General features: G+C 64.5%; 24 protein-coding genes. 13 read left to right on the plus strand and 11 right to left on the minus strand.

The features are described from left to right. The first annotated feature begins 3 nt into the window (after positions 1-3). Entirely contained in the window at positions 4-1,626 is a 1,623-nt protein-coding gene (locus L0U81_RS19080; protein WP_233805084.1) for an efflux transporter outer membrane subunit, read from the plus strand. Between the two features lie 316 nt (positions 1,627-1,942). Here the strand turns inward: L0U81_RS19080 and flhC are convergent, their stop codons facing one another. From flhC to L0U81_RS19115, 7 genes are all read right to left on the minus strand, one after another. Further along, positions 1,943-2,512 (minus strand): flagellar transcriptional regulator FlhC, encoded by a 570-nt coding sequence (gene flhC / locus L0U81_RS19085; RefSeq protein ID WP_129957099.1) that lies wholly within the window; start codon positions 2,510-2,512, stop codon positions 1,943-1,945. A gap of 14 nt (positions 2,513-2,526) precedes the next feature. Next, positions 2,527-2,847, minus strand: coding sequence for a flagellar transcriptional regulator FlhD (gene flhD, locus L0U81_RS19090; protein WP_230559625.1), 321 nt, complete (start codon positions 2,845-2,847; stop codon positions 2,527-2,529). A 539-nt stretch (positions 2,848-3,386) separates the two neighbouring features. Next, positions 3,387-4,610, minus strand: coding sequence for a YeeE/YedE family protein (locus L0U81_RS19095; RefSeq protein WP_233805085.1), 1,224 nt, complete (start codon positions 4,608-4,610; stop codon positions 3,387-3,389). 179 nt (positions 4,611-4,789) lie between these two features. Further along, positions 4,790-5,326, minus strand: a complete 537-nt coding sequence (locus tag L0U81_RS19100) for a GNAT family N-acetyltransferase (protein ID WP_233805086.1) — start codon at positions 5,324-5,326, stop codon at positions 4,790-4,792. Between the two features lie 44 nt (positions 5,327-5,370). Then, positions 5,371-6,219 carry a helix-turn-helix domain-containing protein gene (locus L0U81_RS19105; RefSeq protein WP_233805087.1) on the minus strand — a complete coding sequence of 283 codons (849 nt, stop codon included), beginning with the start codon at positions 6,217-6,219 and terminating at the stop codon, positions 5,371-5,373. Between the two features lie 172 nt (positions 6,220-6,391). Next, positions 6,392-6,694: an addiction module antidote protein gene (locus L0U81_RS19110; RefSeq protein WP_233807843.1), complete on the minus strand. Its 303-nt coding sequence runs from the start codon at positions 6,692-6,694 to the stop codon at positions 6,392-6,394. Next, a complete protein-coding gene (locus L0U81_RS19115; protein ID WP_326489842.1) occupies positions 6,691-7,080 on the minus strand; it encodes a type II toxin-antitoxin system RelE/ParE family toxin in 390 nt (129 codons plus the stop codon). Before L0U81_RS19115 ends, L0U81_RS19110 begins: the two co-directional genes overlap by 4 nt. A 284-nt stretch (positions 7,081-7,364) precedes the next feature. Here L0U81_RS19115 and L0U81_RS19120 point away from each other — a divergent pair, with 284 nt between their 5' ends. From L0U81_RS19120 to L0U81_RS19145, 6 genes are all read left to right on the plus strand, one after another. Next, positions 7,365-7,733, plus strand: coding sequence for a nuclear transport factor 2 family protein (locus L0U81_RS19120; protein WP_233805088.1), 369 nt, complete (start codon positions 7,365-7,367; stop codon positions 7,731-7,733). A gap of 22 nt (positions 7,734-7,755) precedes the next feature. Then, the gene (locus tag L0U81_RS19125; protein WP_233805089.1) at positions 7,756-8,037 is read left to right on the plus strand and encodes a hypothetical protein; all 282 of its coding nucleotides are present in this window, start codon (positions 7,756-7,758) and stop codon (positions 8,035-8,037) included. 72 nt (positions 8,038-8,109) lie between these two features. Beyond that, a complete protein-coding gene (locus L0U81_RS19130) occupies positions 8,110-8,574 on the plus strand; it encodes an RbsD/FucU family protein (protein WP_233805090.1) in 465 nt (154 codons plus the stop codon). Between the two features lie 43 nt (positions 8,575-8,617). Then, the gene (locus L0U81_RS19135) at positions 8,618-9,025 is read left to right on the plus strand and encodes a VOC family protein (RefSeq protein WP_233805091.1); all 408 of its coding nucleotides are present in this window, start codon (positions 8,618-8,620) and stop codon (positions 9,023-9,025) included. A 103-nt stretch (positions 9,026-9,128) separates the two neighbouring features. Continuing rightward, positions 9,129-9,563 (plus strand): DoxX family protein, encoded by a 435-nt coding sequence (locus L0U81_RS19140; RefSeq protein ID WP_233805092.1) that lies wholly within the window; start codon positions 9,129-9,131, stop codon positions 9,561-9,563. Positions 9,564-9,669: 106 nt separating this feature from the next. Further along, complete coding sequence (locus L0U81_RS19145) at positions 9,670-9,942, plus strand: hypothetical protein (RefSeq protein ID WP_233805093.1); 273 nt, start codon at positions 9,670-9,672, stop codon at positions 9,940-9,942. A 28-nt stretch (positions 9,943-9,970) separates the two neighbouring features. Here L0U81_RS19145 and L0U81_RS19150 read toward each other — a convergent pair whose 3' ends face one another. Together L0U81_RS19150 and L0U81_RS19155 are read right to left on the minus strand one after the other, a co-directional pair. Further along, positions 9,971-11,431: an MFS transporter gene (locus L0U81_RS19150; protein ID WP_233805094.1), complete on the minus strand. Its 1,461-nt coding sequence runs from the start codon at positions 11,429-11,431 to the stop codon at positions 9,971-9,973. Between the two features lie 120 nt (positions 11,432-11,551). After that, positions 11,552-12,853, minus strand: a complete 1,302-nt coding sequence (locus L0U81_RS19155) for an MFS transporter (protein WP_233805095.1) — start codon at positions 12,851-12,853, stop codon at positions 11,552-11,554. A 295-nt stretch (positions 12,854-13,148) separates the two neighbouring features. Here L0U81_RS19155 and L0U81_RS19160 point away from each other — a divergent pair, with 295 nt between their 5' ends. From L0U81_RS19160 to L0U81_RS19185, 6 genes are all read left to right on the plus strand, one after another. Next, positions 13,149-13,844: a response regulator transcription factor gene (locus tag L0U81_RS19160; protein WP_233805096.1), complete on the plus strand. Its 696-nt coding sequence runs from the start codon at positions 13,149-13,151 to the stop codon at positions 13,842-13,844. Positions 13,845-14,073: 229 nt separating this feature from the next. Further along, positions 14,074-15,030: a 4-hydroxyproline epimerase gene (locus L0U81_RS19165; RefSeq protein ID WP_233805097.1), complete on the plus strand. Its 957-nt coding sequence runs from the start codon at positions 14,074-14,076 to the stop codon at positions 15,028-15,030. Beyond that, positions 15,027-16,184 carry an NAD(P)/FAD-dependent oxidoreductase gene (locus L0U81_RS19170; protein WP_233807845.1) on the plus strand — a complete coding sequence of 386 codons (1,158 nt, stop codon included), beginning with the start codon at positions 15,027-15,029 and terminating at the stop codon, positions 16,182-16,184. Before L0U81_RS19165 ends, L0U81_RS19170 begins: the two co-directional genes overlap by 4 nt. After that, positions 16,171-16,446: a (2Fe-2S)-binding protein gene (locus L0U81_RS19175; RefSeq protein ID WP_233805098.1), complete on the plus strand. Its 276-nt coding sequence runs from the start codon at positions 16,171-16,173 to the stop codon at positions 16,444-16,446. The genes L0U81_RS19170 and L0U81_RS19175 overlap by 14 nt, the downstream gene beginning before the upstream one ends. Next, the gene (locus tag L0U81_RS19180; protein ID WP_233805099.1) at positions 16,443-17,735 is read left to right on the plus strand and encodes an FAD-dependent oxidoreductase; all 1,293 of its coding nucleotides are present in this window, start codon (positions 16,443-16,445) and stop codon (positions 17,733-17,735) included. Before L0U81_RS19175 ends, L0U81_RS19180 begins: the two co-directional genes overlap by 4 nt. A gap of 160 nt (positions 17,736-17,895) precedes the next feature. Next, positions 17,896-18,663 carry an AraC family transcriptional regulator gene (locus tag L0U81_RS19185; RefSeq protein ID WP_233805100.1) on the plus strand — a complete coding sequence of 256 codons (768 nt, stop codon included), beginning with the start codon at positions 17,896-17,898 and terminating at the stop codon, positions 18,661-18,663. A 28-nt stretch (positions 18,664-18,691) separates the two neighbouring features. Here L0U81_RS19185 and L0U81_RS19190 read toward each other — a convergent pair whose 3' ends face one another. Beyond that, positions 18,692-19,132: a hypothetical protein gene (locus tag L0U81_RS19190; protein WP_233805101.1), complete on the minus strand. Its 441-nt coding sequence runs from the start codon at positions 19,130-19,132 to the stop codon at positions 18,692-18,694. Beyond that, a complete protein-coding gene (locus L0U81_RS19195; protein WP_233805102.1) occupies positions 19,132-20,700 on the minus strand; it encodes a galactose oxidase-like domain-containing protein in 1,569 nt (522 codons plus the stop codon). The genes L0U81_RS19190 and L0U81_RS19195 overlap by 1 nt, the downstream gene beginning before the upstream one ends. Positions 20,701-20,743: the final 43 nt, after the last annotated feature.

The raw sequence follows: 20,743 nt of genomic DNA on the forward strand, positions 1-20,743 counted from the left end.
ACAATGAAACGGTTTGAATCTCGCTTTGACTCTTTGCGCGGATGGGGCCGCGCGGCCGCGAGCGGTCTGCTGATCGCACTGCTGGCCGCTTGCTCGGTGGAGCCGACATATAAGCGGCCGGACGTCGAGACGCCCGCGGCGTTCAAGGAAGCGCCTGCGGTGGCGACGCCGGCTTCAGCGGCATCGGGTTCGGCTGCATCGGCAGAAAACACCGGCACGTGGAAGCAGGCCCAGCCCGCCGACGATGCCCTGCGGGGCGAATGGTGGAAGGTGTTCGGCGACCCGCAGCTCGACGCGCTTGAAGAGCAGGCCGCCATCGCGAATCAGGATCTGAAGGCCGCGGCCGCACGCGTGCAGCAGGCACGCGCGGTCACCCAGGCCGCGAAGTCCGACTGGTTTCCGAAGCTCGATGCGGGCTTCGGCCCGACGCGCGAGCGCGCCTCGGCGGCGTCGCAATTCCTGCCGGACAGCGCGGGTGGCACGACGGGCACGATCTGGCGCGCGCAGGTCGGCGCGTCGTATGAAGCGGATCTGTTCGGGCGGGTCAGCTCGAACGTGAACGCAGCACGTTCGGACGAGCAGCAGAGCGAAGCGCTGTTCCGCTCGGTGCAGTTGGCGTTGCAGGCCGACGTCGCGCAGAACTACTTCCAGTTGCGCGAACTCGACACGGACCAGGATCTGTATCGCCGTACCGTCGCGTTGCGCGAGGACACCCTGAAGCTGGTCGAACGGCGCTTCAAGGAAGGCGATATCAGCGAACTGGATCTGTCGCGCTCACGTAACGAGCTCGCGAGCGCGCGTGCCGATGCGGTTGGCGTCGCGCGGCAACGGGCGGCCTCGGAGCATAGTCTCGCGATTCTGCTCGGCAAGCCGCCCGCGGATTTCTCGTTCGCGGAAGCGCCGCTCGCGCCGGTGACGGTGCGCGTGCCGTCGGGGTTGCCGTCGGCGCTGCTCGAACGGCGGCCGGACATTGCGGCGGCCGAGCGTGCGATGCAGGCCGCGAATGCGCGCGTCGGTCTCGCCAAGTCGGCGTTCTTCCCAAAGCTCGACATCACCGGCTCGTTCGGCTTTGAATCGGCGACGCTCGGCGATCTGTTCATGTGGTCGAGCCGCGCGTTCATCCTCGGTCCGTTTGCGGGCACTGCGTTGACGGTGCCGATCTTCCACGGCGGTCAACTCAAGGCCAATCTCGCGCAGGCGCGATCGAAGTACGACGAGGACGTCGCGCAGTATCGTCAGCAGGTGCTGGTGGCGTTCCGTGAAGTCGAGGACAACCTGGCCGACCTTCGCTTGCTCGACGATCAGATGCGCGAGCAGAACGACGCAGTCGACGCCTCGCAGCGCGCCGCGCATCTGTCGAGCACGCAGTACACGGAAGGCGCGGTCAGCTATCTCGACGTGATCGATGCCGAGCGGCAGGTGCTGCAGTCGCAATTGCAGGCGAGCCATCTGGCGGGTACGCAGGCGGTCGCGACCGTGAATCTGATTCGCGCGCTCGGTGGCGGTTGGGGCGATGTGACGGCGGGACAGACGGCGGTCGGAGCGGCGGCGGTGCCGGTTGATGCTTCCGGCGCCACGGCTGCGGCGGTATCCGCTTCAACGCAACAGCAGGTGGCGAAGCGCTGAACTCCTAACCTCGTCGGCAAGCGTTTCATCAACTTCATCACCCACGCCGGGCCACGCGCAAGCGCCGCCCGGCGTTTTTCATGCAAATCTCTTTGGGCGAGCTGCTCGTTGCGATCAGCGCGGCGAATCTGTGGCTCGACGCGTAGACGGTGGGGCTGGCGGGCTGAACTGAACGACGGACATTCCGCACGCAGGTTTGCCCGTTTGCCCGACGCTAAGGCGAAAAAAAATCCGCGCAGTTCGTTCACTACGCGGACTCATATGAGCTTCGGATTGAATCGGATTGCCCTCGTGTCGCGCCGGGCGGATCGATCGGTCAGGCGGCCTGTGCGACCTGCGCTGCTCCGAGTGCTTCCTGGCGGGCGGCCGCCGCTTTCTTGGTCTTGCCGGCACGCGACGGCGGCTGGCATGCACCGCACACGACGTTGTGCTGCAGGTCGTGCTTGTGCGCGACGAACTTGCCGGTACAGCGGCAGCATTTGGTGAGCTGCAGGATGTCGGCATCGAAGAAACGCACGAGCGTCCACGCGCGCGTCAGATCGAGTACCGGTTCGGTTTCGCTGTGCTGACAATGTTCGAGATAGAGCCGATATCCCTTGGTCAGCGCATCCAGATGCGAGCAGCGCGCCTCGTTCTTCAGGAACAGGTACGTGTTGTAGAACAGCGACGCGTGAATGTTCGCGAGCCACGTCATGTACCAGTCTGCCGAGAACGGCAGCATGCCCTTGGGCGGCGATACGCCTTTGACTTCGCGATACAACCGGATCATACGGTCGCGCGACAGTGTCAGTTCGCTCTCGAGCACCTGCATGCGGGCGCCGAGCTCGATTAGCGCGATTGCGCGGAATACTTCCTGTGCATCTTCGGTCAGGCTTCGCTTGAGCATGGCAGTCACCTCGATCAGGCAAATTGCTCGGCGGGCTGGCCTGCCAGCAGGATCGCCGTATGGGTCGGTGCAACTGCGGCGTGCTTCGTCGTTTGCGTCAACGCCGACAGCATCGAGTGGTCGGTGAAGCGGAAAAAGCACAAAAGCTGGTCGGAAGCCGCGAGCTTGACGATCTGCGCGAGCGACAGCCCGGCAAGCAAATCAGCCAGTTCCGACGACAGTCCCAGCCGGAACATCCCGACCGGTTTGTCCTCGCGCAACATGCGTTGCGCAAGCATGATGTAAGACAAGTTGATCTCGCGGATTGAATCCAGCGTCTCGCTGCTACGGTCCATTTTCTCTGTTTCCGAAGCCCCGAATTACTATGTCGGCTTTGCGCCGTTATGTCTTTTCTGCCTCGCCGGAAACGCGACCTCCGGCTACATGTTGCGACCTGATACAGACGGCGAACATTTGATACAAGGAGTTACATTTCGTAACAGCTTGGGACGAATTGTATGAAGGGCAAATCCAGAAAGCAATCCCTTGTCGTAAAAATATCTCAAAAAAATACAACATTTTTCGGTAAGTTTTTCACGCCGCTGTAATGAACGATGCCAAGTGGATTTTTAGCGCTTAGAGAGTCGACTCTAATCCTTCAAAACCCTTGTCGTACGGGCGTTTGGCTCGATTGCCCGAGCACGGTATCGGCACCGATCGACGATGAATCGATTTGCTCTGAATTAGAAAGGAAATAGAAAGCGGTGAGAATGGACGGTAATAAATACTTGTCCATGGAAGGGCGCGGGGGGCGGATCGGGGGTGTAACGGAGAGATGCCACCCCAGTTACAAACTATGCAAACTGGGGCCGGAATTGTAACGACCAGGTAAGGATTAGCAACCGGTCTGGCGGATGCGTTCGACCTCGAGGCCGAACAGCGGCCGCAGACGCGTGCCGATCACGTTGCCGGCGAAGGCCGCGATGAGCCACAGCCAGCCGTGCAGACTACCTGACACGATGCCGCTGAAATAGGCGCCAATATTACAACCATAGGCGAGGCGGGCGCCGTAGCCGAGCATCAGGCCGCCGACCACTGCCGCAATGAGCGAGCGCGCCGGCACCTTCCACACGGGCGCGTAACGGCCGGCGAGCGCCGCGGCGGTCATCGCGCCGAGCATGATGCCAAAGTCCATGACCGACGTGACGTCATGGCTAACCGGTGCGGCGAGCGAGCCTGCGTTTGCTTGTGCGGCCCAATACGGCCAGCTGGCGACGTCGATGCCAAGCGCGGCGAAGATTTTGGCGCCCCACAGTGCGAACGCCGAAGTCACCCCCCACGGCCGGCCCGACAGCGCGAGCGTCGCGAAATTGAGTACGACGAGCGCGATCGCGCCGACGAAGAGCGGCCACGGACCGTGCAGCCACGGTGACGCATGCGGCTGACGCAGCGGCTCGACGACGAGGCGTCCGTGGCGGCGCCGTTCGACCAGCACGGTCAGCGCGGCGATCGCGGCAAAAATGAGCAGATTCAGCACGATCGCCCAGACCGCGCCGAGCGTCTTCACCATCGAAAGCGGCTTCAGCGACGGCAGCGCACTCCAGAACGGCATATGCGCAGTCGCGACCACCGAACCGACGATGAACGCGGCCAGCGTGACCAGCATGCGGGTACTGCCACCGCCCACCGTGTACAGCGTGCCCGACGCGCAGCCGCCGCCCAACTGCATGCCGATGCCGAACATGAACGCCCCGACGAGCACCGACGTGCCGGCCGGCGCGACGAGCCCCGTGACCGGTTGGCCGAACAGCGTGCCGGCCGCGAGTGCCGGAAAGAACAGCAGCACGCCGAGCGCAAGCATCAGCATCTGTGCGCGCAGACCTGCGCCGCGGCCGTCGGCGATGAAAACACGCCAGGCCGACGTGAACCCGAATGCCGCGTGATAAAGCGACATGCCGAGCAGCGCGCCGACGACATAGAGCGCTGCCTGACGGCCGCTGACAGCTTGCGCCAGATAGAGAGCGCCAAGCGCGATAAGGACGAGCGCAACGCCGAGCGGTTTCGGATTGATATCGAAACGGCGCGGCACGCGAGGAAGCGAAGTAGAGAGGTCGGACATGGACAAATTGACTGACGGGCCGCGCAACGAAAGCCGGGAATCAACGCCGCTGGGCGGCGGGAAACGCGGTTCCGGATGGGCGCGGCGCGGACGGGGAAACCCAAAAACATATCATGGTTCGTAGTTTTGAGCAGGTGAAGGGACCATCAATAGGGGATCCGGCAGGAATGGTCCGGGCGCTATGACAGGAATCGCGCCATCAGGTCCTCGTCGTGGAACACGCCGTCGACGTTCAACGCGTCGGGTTCACACCCGTACTTGCGAAAGCCGAGCGATTCATACAGCTTGCGCGCCGCGTCGTTGCGGCTACCCACGGTTAACTGCACCTGTCGCAAGCCGTCGACGCGTGCCGCACGCGTCAACAGCTCGCTCAGTAACGCACGCCCGATCCCACGACCAGCCGCTTCGTGCGCGACATACATGCCGACCACGTTCGCCTTGTGACGCTCCTTGTCGGCTTTGTTGCGCAGCAGACCGACGACGCCGATCAGCGGAGCATCCGCCGACGCGTAGGCGCCAAGCAGAAACGTGCCTTCCGCCGCCGAACCTTGCAATGTTGCGTCATGCTGAGCGGCGCCTTTTGCCACCGCTTCGCCGTAGCTTTGTCCGAATGAAGCGGGATGCGCCTTCAGCCCGCGCAGGCGCAGCTGGAAATAGGCATCCCGGTCGGCGGGACCGAGTTGGCGGATGAGCAGAGTGTTGGCGTTCACAGACATAGCGCGTGTTAGTGGTGAGTCGAGTGGACGAGGAACGCGAGCGGTTAGCCGCATTGCTGTTCGGCAAACTTGCGCAGCGCTGCCGCGGTTTGCTGATCGGCCGGAAAGAACGCCTCGATTGCGAGTTCCGACAGCGTAACGTCCACTGGTGTGCCGAACACAGTGGTGGTGCTGAAAAACGACAACACCCCAAGCGGTGTGCGCAGCCTCAATGGCACGGCGATCTGGCTGAGGCTTGCATCGTCCGGCGTTGTAGCGTCTGCATTCGGCGGCGCGGGATAGGCGGCCAGTTCGTCGCGCAGTGCGCTCAGCGTGTCGTCGCCGCTGACGTCGATCTGCCTTTGCAGCCGGGCCAGCACATGCTCGCGCCACGCATGCCAGTTGATGATCGACGCCGCAATGCCTTGCGGATGCATACTCAGGCGCAGCGCGTTGACCGGCGGCTTCAGCAGTTCGGGACTCGCGCCACTCAATAGAGGCGCGAGGGCACTATTGGTCGCGACGATGGTCCAGTGCCGGTCGATCGCTAGGGCGGGGTAGGGCTCGTGTCCTTTGAGCACCAGTTCGACGGCTTCGCGCGCGGCCGCGAGCTGCGGGTCGGAGAGCGGACGTTCGCGAAACAGCGGCGCGTAACCGGCCGCGACGAGCAGTGCATTGCGCGCTCGCAACGGCACGTCGAGTCGCTCAGCGAGATGCATAACCATTTCCCGACTCGGCAGCGCGCGGCCCGATTCGACAAAGCTTAGATGGCGCGTCGAAATGTCGGCCTCAGTGGCAAGCAGCAACTGACTCATGCGCCGCCGCTGCCGCCATTCGCGGAGAAGATCGCCGACCGTGCGACTGGCTATCTGCGCGGACGACGGAGTAGTCTGTGCAATAGAGAGTGTGTTCATGACACCGATCATAGTCAAAGCGCGCAAGCAATCGATTACCTGAGAGGTAATGCTCCGCCATCTTCAATCGACGAGACCTACGGTCGATACTGGCGTTTCACACCAACGATCGCGCCGGCCTCGCGCCCCATGTGCGCCATCACGCAACCCCGCGGCCAACGCGGCATCCGGCTCAGGCGGCGGCCAAATGCAGCGGCACGGCGGTGAATTTGACGCCGATCGCCCCCGCCAGTTTGAGGACCGTGTCCATGCGTGGTTTGGAGCCGGGCGCGAGTGTCTTGTAAAGGCTTTCGCGGCCCAGGCCCGTTGCCATGGCGATCTTCGTGATGCCGCGCGCCTTGGCGATATCCGCGATAGCGGCGAGCAGCAGATCCGAGTCATTTGCGTCGAGCGCGGCGTTCAGGTAGGCCGCGACCATTTCGTCGTTGTCGAGGTACTTCGATGCATCGAAGCGTGCGGTTTTGATCTTGCTCATGACCGTTCCTTTCTGATGGTTGTCCACATTGTTCCGGCATGCCTGATATCCGCTTGCTGCGTTGACTTGTTGCCCCCGCAGAGCAGCAGATACATCATGCGTCCTTCGCGCGCGTAGTAGACCCGGTAACCCGGGCCGCAATCGATGCGCATCTCGAACACACCGTTTTCCAGCAACTTCACGTCGCCGAAAAGCCCGCGTTCCGCGCGCCGCATTCGCACGAGAATCTGCGCCTTCGCCTTGAGGTCGGTGAGGCCGTGAAGCCAACGGTCGAACTCTTCGGTGCAGCTGATCGTGTACACGCGCGGTGTTTCGATCTGCTGCCTAGTGTATCCCTTTGGATACGGCCGTGCAAGCGTGGAAAACATCTCGATAAAGCGGTCCAAGCCGTCCTCCTGTTCGTTGTGTTCCCTGCCTCGCGATGTCGTCGAGAGGTTTCGATTTGCCACGCGAGGTTAGCGGTGAGAAGGTTTTTTGACGACTCGGCCAAATGGCCTATTTGGCGAGAAAAACAGTGAAAAGCGATGCGTGAGCGGGGCACTTCATCCGCTTGATTACCTCCCGAGTAATCGACGCAATGCACGCGAGCGGTCAATCTTCATTCCGAGCCCGCCGCATGCGGTGCGTATGCCAAGCGAAGTGCTCCGTCCTGCCAATCAAGGAGTTTGAGATGAATGCGCATACCGATTTGATCGACCGTTATTTCGATGCCTGGAACGAGACTGATGTCGCGCGGCGTCGCGAGTTGATCGCGGCCACGTGGAGCGCCGATGCCGACTATCGCGACCCGCTGCTGGCAGGTGCTGGCCACGATGGCATCGACGCGATGATCCGGGCGGTGCATGAGCGTTTTCCGCATCACACGTTTCGCCGGACGACCGACGTCGACGGCTTCGCTAATCGCCTGCGGTTCTCGTGGGTACTGACGACGCCCGCCGGCGAGGCGATCGTCAAGGGCTCCGACTTCGGCGTGGTGGACGCGCATGGGCGCTTGCAAGCGGTCACCGGTTTCCTCGACGAAGCCCCCGGCGCGGCCTGACGCGTTTTTCAAGGAGACGATCATGCACGAGACCGCCGCTGCCACGCCTGCACAAATCCATCTCGCCTTGATGCGCGTTGCGGCTGCCGTCGACGCGTTATCGAGCGCGATCGCCGGTTTTGCGCTGCTCGCCGGCGCGCGGGCGTTCATGTTCATCGCACTGCTCGGCTGGCGCGAGCCGGTGCTCGGCGGCACGGGCCTCGTGCTGCTCGCGGTGGTCGGATGGCTGCGCTGGCAATGCGGGGCGAGCACAGCGGCTTGCTACAATCGATCGTCGTGCGCAGGACGCGCGGCCGACGCTTGACGCAATCATCTTGCGGAACGCGCGCGACCCCACCCGGGCGGCAAGTTCCCAACCGAACGATCAGGAGACCCCGTGCTGAAAAATCTCGACCCGCTACTGAACGCCGACATCTTGCACGCGCTGCGCTCGATGGGCCACGGCGACGAGCTCGTGATCTGCGACGCGAACTTTCCGGCCGAAGCAGTCGCCCGCGATACCGTGCTCGGCAAGCTGCTGCGTCTCGACGGCGTCGGTTCGCCGCGCGCGGTTCGCGCGGTGCTGTCGGTGCTACCGCTCGACACCTTTATCGAGCATCCGGCGTCGCGCATGGAAGTGGTCGGCGAGCCGCACACGATTCCCGCAGTGCAGCGCGAGGCGCAGGCCGAGGTGAATGCGGCGGAGGGGCGCGACGTGCCGTTCGTGTCGATCGAGCGATTCGCGTTTTACGAGCGTGCGCGCCGCGCGTATTGCGTAATCGCGACCGGCGAGGAGCGCGGTTACGGTTGCTTCGTGTTCACGAAGGGCGTGCTGCTCGCGCCGGACGCGCCGCGCGCATAGTCGGCTTAGCCTTCCCATTCCTCGCATTCGTCACGACAAAACCATGAGCTTCCAGCTGGACAGTCTCGATCATCTCGTTCTGAACGTTGCCGACGTCGAAGTCAGCGCGGCCTGGTATGCGCGCATGCTCGGCATGCGACGCACCGAGTTCGCGTCGCACACCGGCACGCGGGTGGCGATGACCTACGGCAATCAGAAGATCAATCTGCGTCCCGCATCGGCCGATACCGTCGCATGGTTCACGTCGCGCGAAGCGGTGCCGGGTACGGCGGACCTTTGCTTCGTGACCACCGCGAGCCCGGACGACGTCAAGGCGCACTGGCTCGCGCAAGGCGTCGCGATCGAGGCGGGGCCGGTGGAGCGCGACGGCGCGCGCGGCAAGATGACTTCGGTGTATTGCCGCGATCCGGACGGCAACCTGATCGAGGTCGCCACGTATCCGCCAGCCTGAGCGGGCTTGGAAATCGCCGCTGTTGCACATATGCTCAGGGGCGAGGTGGGGAACTGCGCCCGCCTATTCGGGTCTGCTGCTTATTCGGTTACAGGAGCCCGCCATGTCGCGTCCCGTCGATTACGGCATTATTTTCATCGCCCGTCTTGCTCTTTCCGTGTTGTTCCTGTGGAGCGGGGTGATGAAACTGGTGGGCTATGCGGGCTTCGTTGGCTACCTGCATTCGAAGGGCGTACCGTTCGTGCAGATCGCCGCGCCGATCGCGACCGCAATCGAGGTGCTCGGCGGCCTGCTGCTCGTAGTCGGCTTCAAGGTGCGGCCGCTCGCGCTGATCATGGCCGTGTATACGGTCGCGGCGGCGGTGCTTGGCCATGACTTCTGGAATGTCACCGACCCGGCAATGCAGCACGACATGGTGATCCATTTCTGGAAGAACATCGGTATCGCGGGGGGCTTCCTGCTGCTGTTCGTCACCGGCGCGGGGCGTCTGAGCATCGACAACGCGCGCGCGCCACGCGGCGGTCTCGGCGGTCTGTGAGGCGGTCTATGAAGCGGTCCGTGAAGCGCGACCGCGCGCAGTCCACGCGGCCCGCTTCCTGCTACGCTGCTTGCTGTCCGGTCCGCGGCAATCACGGGAGCAGATCATGATTCAGAACTTCGAGCAAATGATCGGTGGCAAGGTCACGCAACTTTGCGCGAGTCTCGGCGAAGGTCCGACGCCGCATCGGGTAATCATCAGCCTCGCCGATTCGGCGAAAACGCTGGTGGTTCTGGATGCGTCCGGATTCCTCGGCACGCTGAAGGCCGAGATCGAGGAGCCGGAGAAACTGATCGCCGATGCGATCGCCAAGGCGCGTAACGAGGGCCTGATCGAGCGCGCAGTCGATACCGGCGTGATTCAGGAGGCGTCGCTGTAGGTGCATCCTTCACTCATGCAGCCATCCCTCACTCACTTGCGATGCTTGCCCGGCGCGCGGCCGATGCCGCTGCATGCGGCTCCGGATGCACGAAGCACGCGAGTACCAGTCCCAGCACCAGCATTCCCGCCGAAATAGCCGTCGCCGCCTGCATCCCCGGCACGATCTGCGTCGCGGCCGCGCCGCCCGCGAGCGCGCCGAAGGCCGCCACGCCCACCGCGCCGCCCGCCTGGCGCGCCGTGTTCAATACCGCCGACGCCGTGCCCGCACGCCGTGCTTCGGTCGATGCAAGCACCGCAGTGGTCATCGCCGGCACGGCGAGTCCCATTCCTGACGGAATCAGCAGGAACGGCAGCAGCAGGCCAACGAGCGGCGTGCCGGCGTCGACGAAATGCAGCAGGCCATAGCCGAGGCCCGCGGTGGTCGCGCCGAGGATCATCGGCACGCGCACCCCGAAGCGGCCGATCACCCAGCCGCTCGCGACGTTCGAGATCAGGAAGCCGCCCGTCAGCGGCAGGAACGCGAGGCCCGCCTGCAACGGCGTGTAGCCGCGCACGCGCTGCAGGTAGAGGCTCAGCACGAACACCATGCCGTAATACGTCAGGTTCACGCAGATGCCGAACAGCACTGCCGCGCTGAATGTGCGCGCGCCGAACAGCGAGAGCGGCAGCATCGGCCGCGCGACACGCGCTTCGACGAACACGAACGCAGCCGCCGCCAGCAGTGCGAGCACCAGGCCGCCGGCGACCAGCGGATGCGCGAGCCCGAGCGGCCGCCATTCGATCACCGCGGCGACGAACGCGGTTAGCGCGACGATCGCGAGGCATTGACCGCCGGGATCGATGCCGCTCGGCTGCGCGTCAATGTGGCCGCGAGCGGCGGCCGGCGCGCCGCGCCGCGCAGTTTGCGGACGCGGGATCCACAGCAGCGTCGCGAGCAGGCCGGCTGCGCAGATCGGCAGATTGACGAGGAAGATGCTGCGCCAGCCGAACGCGGCGATCAGCAGGCCCCCGGCCACCGGGCCGGCCGCGATCGAAATGGCGCCAGACGCGGTCCACAGGCCGACCGCGCGTGCCCGCAGCTTTGGCTCGTGGCCGAACGACTGATTGAGCAGCGCAAGAGAGTTCGGCAGCATCGCGGCCGCGCCGATGCCTTGCACCGCGCGCGCGGCGATCAGCAGCGGGGCGTCGAGCGCGAGCCCGCAGGCCAGCGACGCGAGCGCGAACAGCACGATCCCGCACGCGTACAGGCGCCGCGCGCCGAAGCGGTCGCCGAGCGCGCCGGCAGACAGCATCAGTACGGCGAACGCGAGCGTGTATGCATCGACGACCCATTGCAGGCCCGCGACGTTCGCGTGCAGGTCCGCGCCGATTCGTGGCAGCGCGATGTTGACGATGGTCACATCGAGTTGCGTGACCACGAAGCCGACGCTGACGGTCGCGAGAACGCGGCCGAGTGCGGGCGAAAAGGAGGGTGTGGATGAGTTCATGACTGCATCGTAAACACGATGCAGCGCGCCACGTTTCGATGTGGTGTGAAGTATGGATGTCGCCGTGGGAGCGACGGCGCGTCGGCCCGCAACGCGCGAGCCGACGCGAAATCCATCGAATCAACGCGCCGGCGGCGCATCCTTGATGAACAGCGTGGTCAGCGCGCCAAGCACGCAGATCGCCGCGACGTAAAGCGGCGCGGACAGCGGGTTCGACTTCATCATCAGCGACACGACGATTGGCGTCAGACCGCCGAACACCGCATACGCGACGTTGTAAGAGAACGAGATGCCGGAGAAGCGCACCACCGGCGGGAACCCGCGGACCATCACGAGCGGAATCGCGCCGATCACGCCGACGAAGAGCCCGGCCAGTCCATACAGCGGCACCAGCATGGACGTATCGACGGCCAACTGGCGGAACATCACGTAGTAGGTGAGTGCGAGCGCAAGGCCGCCGACGAAAATCGTGCGACCCGCGCCAATGCGTCCGGCGAGCGAACCCGCCATCACGCAGCCGATCGTCAGGCACAACGTCGCCACGCAGTTCGCAAGCAGCGCGGTGGCCGGCTCGATGTGGAATTGCTTTTGCAGCAGCGTGGGCGTCATCAGGATCACGACGACGATCGCCGCCGACAGCATCCACGTGAGCAGCATCGACACGATCACCGCGCGGCCGTGATCACGCAACACGGCCTTGAGCGGCACTTCGGCGGCGATCGCCTTACGCTGCTTCAGTTCGGCGAACACCGGGGTCTCGTGCAGCCAGCGGCGCAGATAAACCGAGAACATGCCGAACACGCCGCCGACGAGGAACGGGATACGCCACGCATAGGCGGAAATATCGGCCGGCGTGAAATGGCGATTGACCGCCGACGCGATCAGCGAGCCGAGCAGAATGCCCGCGGTGAGGCCGGCCGTCAGCGTACCGCACGCATAGCCCACGTGCCTCCCGGGCACATGCTCGGACACGAACACCCAGGCGCCCGGCACTTCGCCGCCGACAGCCGCGCCCTGCATCACGCGGAACAGGAGCAGCAGCACCGGCGCGAGCACGCCGATGCTCGCATAGGTGGGCATCAGGCCCATCAGCAGCGTCGGCACCGACATCAGCAGCACGCTCAGCGTGAACATGCGCTTGCGGCCGAACAGGTCGCCGAAGTGCGCCATGATGATGCCGCCGAGCGGCCGCGCCAGATAACCGGCCGCGAAGATGCCGAAGGTCTGCACCTGACGCAGCCAGTCCGGCATCGCCGCCGGGAAGAAGAGCTGGCCGATCGCCGGCGCGAAGAAAACGAAGATGATGAAGTCGTAGAACTCGAGCGCTCCGCCGAGCGCGGCGAGACCGAGTGTTTTGTAATCGCTGTGCCCAAGCGGGCGTGGGGTGACAGCCTGCGCTCCACCCAGATTTGTCGCTTGCATTGCTGTGTCGTTTTGATCTATTGAGAGCCACGCGGGTGACGCGTGGACATGCGGCGGTCGTCGGGTGAGTAGTGTGGCAGGCGCTGGGTAGAGCACGGGACACCGGCGCGCCGTCCGGATAGGGCGGTCGCGCTGACGACAGAGGCCGGCGCGGATTTTACAGGATGAAAGATGGAGTCCCGCGGTAGCGCCTGATGGGATCGAGGAAGAGTGCGGAAATTAGGAGTGCTCCGATGGGAGAGACCGGGGTGTACCTCCGAGAATGACCTGGGTGTCTTCGTCGAGAGTCCATCCCATGCGCGTTGCTGTTCTTCAGCGTGACCCGGTCATGCGTCAGTCGATTGAACAAGTTCTGGTGAAAGCCGGCCATTTCTGCGCGGCCTATGAGGACGGCCTCGCAATGTCGAGGTCGATAGGGCGCTCCACGGTGGATCTGCTGGTGCTCGACTGGCAGGATACGTGGCCCGCCGGCGTGGAGCTGTTGCGCTCGGTGCGCCGGGTAGCAGGCGAGCGCATGCCGATCATGTTCGTGTCGAACGACGGGTCGGAGCAAAGCATGGTGCGCGCGCTCGCCGGCGGCGCCGACGACTACCTCGCATTGCCGCTGCGGGACGCCGAGTTTCGCGCGCGCGTCGCCGCGCTGTTGCGGCGCGCATATCCCGAGCGGTATAGCGCCGCGAGCTGTTTCGAGATTGGTCCCTATCGCTTCGACACGGTCAGCCGGGCGGTCACGCTGCGCGGCGAACCGGTGCCGCTGTCGCCCACGCAGTACCGGATCGCCGCGCTATTCTTTTCCAACGTCGATCGCGTCATGTCGCGCGACCATATCTTCGCGACGGTGTGGGGCCGCGAACTGTGCGAATTCACGCGGACAATCGACAGTCACGTGTCGCGGCTGCGTCTGCTGCTCGAGATCGAGCCGCAGAATGGTTTCCGGCTGCAGCCCGTGTACAAACGTGGCTACCGGTTGCTGCGGCTCGAGATATGCTGAAATCTGCGTTGCAGCATGTCGTAGTTGCCGGCGATGTGCATTTTCCGCGCGAGTCGGGATCGGTCTGCTGAGCTTGCCGTGTTTGTCGTCGTGCTTGCTGGCGCAGATACCGAATATCGGGACGTCCTGCGTGAATCGTCCGTGATGGACGATTCACCTCACCGCTATGCCGAAATCGTCCCAATCCGCGCGCACGCGCACCAAGACCCACAGGCCCGCGGTTTCTACCATGGGCAACATGAAATCCCTCATCATTATCGACTCGCACACCGGCGGTGAGCCCACCCGCCTCGTGGTGTCGGGTGGCCCGGACCTTGGCGGTGGCACGCTCGCGGAGCGGCTCGACGTTTTCCGCACGCGCTTCGACGACTGGCGCGCAGGCATCGTCACCGAACCGCGCGGCTCGGACGTGGTGGTCGGCGCGCTGCTCTGCGAACCCGACGATCCGACCTGCGCGGCCGGCGTGATCTTTTTCAACAACGTCGGCTATCTCGGCATGTGCGGGCATGGCACGATCGGGCTCGTCGTGTCGCTTGCACACATGGGGCGGATCGGGCCAGGACGTCACCGCATCGAGACGCCGGTCGGCGTGGTCGAGGCGACGCTGAACGAAGACGGCAGCGTTGCGGTGCGCAACGTGCCCGCGTATCGCTACCGCAAGGCGGTGCAGGTCGATGTGCCGGGCTACGGCGGGCTGACCGGCGACATCGGCTGGGGCGGCAACTGGTTTTTCCTCATCGCGGAGCATGGGCACGAACTCGACGCCGCGAACATCGCGAGCCTGACCACGTTCAGCTCGGCGATTCGCGACGCGCTGATCGCACAGAACATCACCGGCGCGAATGGCGCGCTGATCGACCATATCGAGCTGTTCGGAGCGGGCTCGCGTGCCGGCCTCGACAGCCGCAGCTTCGTGCTGTGTCCCGGCAATGCGTACGACCGCTCGCCGTGCGGCACCGGCACGAGCGCGAAAGTCGCGTGCCTCGCGGCCGACGGCAAGCTTGCCGAGGGCGCGGTGTGGCGCCAGGAGAGCATCATCGGCAGTGTGTTCGAGGCGAGCTATCGCGCCGCGGGCGACGGCGTCCACGTGATTCCGACCATCACCGGTCATGCGCACATCATGGCCGAAGGGCGTCTGTGTTTCGACGAGCGGGATCCGTTCGCGTGGGGTATTCGGACCGCATGAGCCCGGACGCGCTGATCATCGGAGCGGGCATCGTCGGTGCCGCGTGCGCGGCGGAATTGGCCGCGCTCGGCATGCGTGTCGACGTGCTCGACGCGCAGCGCATCGGCGGCGGTGCGACGGCGGCTGGCATGGGTCATATCGTCGTGATGAACGACTCGTCCGCCGAATTCGCGCTGAGCCGCTATTCGCGCGAGCTATGGCTGGAGCTCGCGCCGCAGCTACGCGTGCGCGACGCGTTCGCGCGCTGCGGCACGCTGTGGGTCGCAGCCGACGACGAAGAATGGCAAGCCGCGCGCGCGATGCATGCGGCGTTTTCCGCGCAAGGCGTCGCTGCGCAACTGCTCGATACGGCCGAACTGCGCGACTGCGAGCCGGCGCTTGCGGAATCGATGACGGGCGGCCTGCGCATCGAGCACGACAGCATCGTCTATGCGCCGACCGCCGCCGAATGGCTGCTCACGCAGTCGCCGCGTGCGGCGCATATCCGCGTGCGGCTCGGTGCGCCGGTCGCGTCGATCGGTGCGGGCGGCGTCACGCTGGCGAGTGGCGAGCGCATCAGCGCGGCGCACGTGGTCGTCGCAAACGGCCTCGGTGCGGCGCAATTGCTGCCGTCGCTGCCGTTGCAGCCGAAGAAAGGCCACCTGCTGATCACCGACCGCTACCCGGGGCTGATCCGTCATCAACTGCTCGAACTTGGCTATATCAAGAGCGCGCATCACGCAACCGGCACGTCGGTCGCGTTCAATGTGCAGCCGCGTCCGACCGGGCAACTGCTGATCGGCTCGTCGCGCCAGTTCGAAACGACCGATCCCGCCGTCGAGATGCCGGTGCTCGCGCGGATGCTGCAACGCGCCGCGCAGTATTTGCCGGCGTTGCCGACGCTCAGCGGCATCCGCGCATGGACGGGGTTTCGCGCGGCGTCGCCGGACGGCCTGCCGCTGATCGGACCGGCCGGCGATTTTGCGGCCGACGTTGCGTCAGGTTCCGCGTCCCGCGTGTGGCTCGCTGCCGGTCACGAAGGGCTTGGCGTGACGACCTCGCTCGCGACCGCGAAACTGCTCGCAGCGCAGATCGCAGGGCACGCCGCGCCGATCCCGCTCGAACCTTATCTGCCGGTGCGCTTTGTTGAACAGGTGGCCCATGACCGACGCTGACACGACCCGCATCCGTTTGACGGTCGACGGTCGCAGCATCGAAGTCGAGCCCGGCACGACCGTGGCCGCGGCGCTCGCGATCGCGCGCGTGTGCGGCTCGCGGCTGTCGGTCAAGGGCGAGCCACGCGAAGCGTTGTGCGGGATGGGCGTGTGTCAGGAGTGCTGCGTCACGATCGACGACCGCGCGCACGCGCTCGCATGCCAGACGCTGTGCCGCGACGGCCAGCGCGTGCGGACACGAAACGGGACTGTGCACGCATGACGCAGCACTACGACATCGTGGTGATCGGCGGTGGTCCGGCTGGACTCAATGCCGCGCGGGCGGCGGTGCAGGCGGGGGCGACGGTCGCACAGATCGACGACAATCCGCGCGCCGGCGGCCAGATCTGGCGTCAGGGGCCCGTCCATCCGCCGCAAGCGCCGCTGCATGCGTTGCTCATGGCGATGCAATCGCAGAAAAACTTCACCTACCAGCCATCGACTCGCGTGATTGCGCCGCTCGGCGCGCAAGGCTTGCTGCTCGAATCCGCCGAACACGGCGGCGCGTCGATGTCCTACGACCGGCTGATCCTCGCGACCGGCGCGCGCGAGCGTCTTCTGCCGTTTCCCGGCTGGACCTTGCCCGGCGTGACCGGCGCGGGCGCGCTGCAGGCGCTGATAAAAGGCGGCATGCCGGTGCGCGACGAACGGATCGTGATCGCCGGCAGCGGACCTCTGCTGTTGGCCGCGCTCGGTACCGCGAGAGAGGCCGGCGCGCGCGTGATCGCGGTCGTCGAGCAGGCGTCGGCGGCCGACGTTGCGCGGTTCGGTGTGTCGCTGCTGCGCGAGCCCGAGAAGCTGCGTCAGGCGATCGGCCTCACGCGCGGGTTCGCTGGACTGCGCTACTGGACCGGCAGCATCGTGCGCGAAGCGCGCGGTGCCGGGCGCGTGCGGCAGGTGACGATCCGGCGCGGCGGGCGCGATGTGACGCTCGATTGCGACCGCGTCGCGTGCGGCTACGGATTGCTGCCGAACGTCACGCTTGCACAGGCGCTCGGCTGCGCTGTCAACGACGCGGGCGAGATTGTCGTCGACGCTGAGCAGCGCACCTCGCTCGAGCGCATTTATGCGGCGGGCGAGTGCACGGGAGTCGGTGGCGCGGAGCTCGCTTGCGCGGAAGGCGAGATCGCCGGTCTCGTGGCGAGCGGCGCGGGCGCCACGCAGCGCGCCGTGCTGCAGGCACTCGTCGCGCAACGCGCGCGCTGGCGCAGCTTCGGCGCGCGCGTCGCGGCATCGTTCGCATTGGGCGAGGCCGCGCGCACGCCGCCCGCCGATGCAACGCTGCTGTGCCGCTGCGAGGATGTGAGCGTCGGCGAGGTGCGCCGCTGCGCCGACTGGCGCGACGCCAAGCTGCAGACGCGCTGCGGCATGGGCCCTTGTCAGGGTCGTATCTGCGTCGCGGCCGCGAACCTGTACTTCGGTTGGCCGGTTGCCGCGGCGCGTCCGCCGTTCAGCCCGGCGCAAATCGGCACGCTGATCAGCGCGGCCGAACCGCCGACGGCGGCGCGATGACGGCTCCGCGCTTACCCCTGGTGGATATTGTCGGGCGCCGCGCGGTTCTATAATCGACCGCAATCGACCGCACATGCAGGCTGCCCAGCCGCACCGGCGCAGCGATCCGCGAACGCAACCCGACGCATTCAACCTGGCACGCTCCAACGGAACCCGCACGATGAATACGCTGGCTCATCCGCTCGAAACGGACGATATGACGTTGTCCGGCATGCTGTCACATTTCAGATTGCTCGAGCCGGTGTTCGACGCGATGCCGGACGTCGTGTTCTTTGTGAAGGACGCCGACGCGCGTTATGTGCTCGTCAACCGCACGCTCGCTTCGCGCTGCGGTTTCAAGGAAAAGGCGGCATTGCTCGGCAAGACCGCCGAAGATGTGTTTCCGCGCCGCTTCGGACGCATCTATACCGCACAGGACAAGGCGATCATCGGCGTCGGCAACCAGATGCTCGATCAGCTCGAATTGCATCTGTATCCGGGCCGTCAGCCGGGCTGGTGCCTGACCTGCAAACAGCCGTTGCGCGATGCGTCTGGCAAGGTGGTCGGTCTCGCCGGCATCTCACGCGATCTGAAAGCCGACGAAAGCAGCCATCCGGCCTACAGCCGGCTCGCCGCCGTCGTGCAGTCGATCCAGGAAAACTACGTGCAGCCGCTGAACCTGAAGCAGCTTGCGGCGATGGCGGACATGTCGGTCGCGCAACTGGAGCGCTATTTTCACAAGGTGTTTCATCTGACGCCGCGCCAGGTGCTGCTGAAGACGCGACTCGATGCGGCGACCGCGCTGCTGGTATCGCACGACAAGGTCACCGACGTCGCCGCGCGTTGCGGCTACACCGATCACAGCGCCTTTACGCGGCAATTCAAGGCGACCGTCGGCGTTACGCCGACCGAATACCGGATGCTGCTGCACGGTACGCTGCGCAACTGAGGGGCGTTGCACGTGTCATCTTCCTTCGCTATCGGGCCGTGACGAAGCTCCAAAGCGCTGCGCAATCTGTATCGCTTAAAGTGTATTGCGGCATCGCTTTTTTCAGAACGATTCCTGTCGGATCAACGCCGACATTCAAGACCCGGCAAAACGAGCTCAGGTTGTAACGGCTCGGCGGGCCGCCGCGTCGGCGTGTATCGCTGAGCAGGTACCGGCTGGTCAAAGGGGGTGCAAAAGACGCCGTGTCGTCCGCGTGGTCATGGCAATTGATACAGCGGACAGCACTGTCGGGCAGGATGCGGTCGTCATCGCGTAAGTGCGCTACCAGCGTGCGCTGCCCGCTAAAAATCTCACGTCCCAGGTCCACGGTTCGAGATAAATCCACGCCATTTGCCGCGGATCTGGCAGCAACAAATACGGCCGTCATCACGCATATTGTGAAGGCGGCCCGATTCAAGTCGCGCGTCATTAGTGGATTCGAATAGTGGTTGAGACACTCGGTACTCCGTTCGCGTCGAGAGCGAATAACATGTAATAGCCGGGCACGGCGACTCCGGAATCGCTCGGAATTTGCAGCACATATTGGTCTGCCTTGCTCGCGCTAAAGCTTAACGGAATGCGTCGCTGTTCGTTGTTGAGCGAATGGGTTACCGACGATAGGCGCATCAGCGAGAAGGCGCTAACCGCCCTGTCGGTGCTAACCGAGATCGACGAGCCGAGACTCGCGCTCGTGGGGGCCGACAGGATTGTCGGGCGTGGCGCTGGTGAACCGTCCGCATTGAGAAGATACGGCGGCGTCAGTATTTCGACGTTAGTGTGGTTGCTCGAACATCCCCCGCACAAGCCCCCACCACCGCTCAAAACGCGCCCGTCCGGCAAAAGCAGCGCGATACTGTGATAGGTGCGCGGGACGGCCTGGGCCGCAAGCGCCGTAAAGGTTTCAGTCGCGGGGCTCCAGATCTCTGGCGTCAGAATCGCATTGTCGTCAGAGAAAGGCTGTGCATAGGTTTGACCGCCAACCACGACGACTTCGCCGCTCGGTAACACAACGCTGTTGGCAAACGCGCGTTGATAGTGCATTGGGGCTATCGTGCGCGTGTTCGTCGCTCCACTGCCGATATCTATCAATGTCGCGTTCGACGTCGCGTAGTCGTTTTCGTAGTCGGGCGCACCACCGACCGCGAGGATCTTGCGAACGTCATACATGACCGCGTTGCCGGTCATCGCGTCATTGTCAGCGCCTCGATTTACCGATGCAGATATGCTGCCGGCGCCTGCAGTGCTAATCCACTGCATGGCTCGACTCGGTCCAGCGTGGAAAACCATGCCGTTGGAATCCGCGAACAACCACATATGGTTGTCCGCACGATATATTCCTTCGGCGTCGTCTGTCACATCAGGGTTGCCCCAGTTGGCAGTTACCCCGGTATTCTCGCGCCAGCCCGAATTACTCCACGTTTCTCCGCTCTTGCCTCCTAGCCCACCGTTCCATGAGCCCCCCAATACAAACACGTCACCGTTGCTCAGTGTCACGCTGCCTTGATACGCCCGCGGAATGTTCATCTCTTTCTGGGATTTCCACTTTCCGGAGGCGGGGTTAAAAGCACTGACCTTCGCGCTAGTCGATCCACCCGTCACAAAAATATCGCCGCTGGGAAGATTGACAATTCCCGGACAGAACATGTCGTGACCGATATTGGTGACAAACACCTGCGTGCTCGTCCCCGCCACCGGATCGAAGATCGCAGTATAGGTGCCCCCATTGTTCTCGTGCTTGCTCAAATTCACTTCGCCGCCAGTAAAGTCCAGCGGACTATCAGCCGACCAGACCAGCACCTTTCCATTCGGTAGATTCGCTGCTGCCGCCGGCACCAGTGGCAAAGAAATCGGCGCAGTCCACTGCGACGGCGGCCCGGTCTGCGCTGTTACATCCTCGCACATTGCAACCATCATCGACCCGAGGACTATCAGGGCCAAGGCTTTTGTGCCCGCTGCCGACGACTTCAGATTACTTGTTGGAAATCGGTTACGTTTCATCGCGACGCCCCCTTTCTTGGGTTACGTGATACGCCTGGTGTGA

This window comes from Paraburkholderia sp. HP33-1 (assembly GCF_021390595.1).
In the GTDB taxonomy this organism is placed as follows: domain Bacteria; phylum Pseudomonadota; class Gammaproteobacteria; order Burkholderiales; family Burkholderiaceae; genus Paraburkholderia.